Source organism: Puniceibacterium confluentis (assembly GCF_007923445.1).
Lineage (GTDB): Bacteria > Pseudomonadota > Alphaproteobacteria > Rhodobacterales > Rhodobacteraceae > Puniceibacterium > Puniceibacterium confluentis.
Genome location: NZ_VOJI01000136.1, coordinates 1 through 517, shown reverse-complemented (window position 1 = coordinate 517; position 517 = coordinate 1). Strand labels below are relative to the sequence as shown.

At 67.1% G+C, this 517-nt stretch carries 1 protein-coding gene; it reads right to left on the bottom strand.

What is annotated here, in order from left to right; genetic code table 11:
- Positions 1 to 329: phosphate signaling complex PhoU family protein (locus FOY53_RS22875; protein WP_281289614.1), on the bottom strand; the 329-nt coding region annotated here is incomplete at its 3' end.
- Between the last annotated feature and the right edge of the window lie 188 nt (positions 330 to 517).

The window sequence follows — 517 nt, the reverse complement described above, 5'->3', positions numbered from 1 at the left end:
GCGATGTTCTTGGCCAGGTCGCCGCAACGTTCGAGATTGGACGAGATCTTCATCGCCGCCACGGTGCGGCGCAGGTCGTGCGCCATCGGCTGGCGCAGGGCGATCAGGCGGATGACCTTCTTCTCGATCTCGGCGTCCAGCGCGTCGAGGCGGACGTCGCGGTCGATGACCGACTGGGCCAGGGGCACGTCGCGGCGGACGATGGCGTCGATGGCGTCGGAGACCTGGGCCTCGGCCAGACCGCCCATGCGCGCCACTTCGGCGGTCAGGTGGTTCAGTTCGTCCTCGAAGGACTTCACCGTGTGCTCGGTCATATCAGCGGACCCCATGGTTGAAGCTCCTCCCTGCCGCTCGCCGGCCTCGCGCGCAGCGGGGAAGTCCAACGACGATCAGGGCGCCGAAGCCCCCTATATCGACTGCGCTTGTGCCCGTCGAACGCTGCTTCCCTACGACAGTTTTACGACACTTTTGTTGCGCCGACACCCGCCACGCCGCCGGGCGGAGGGGCGGTTTCGAC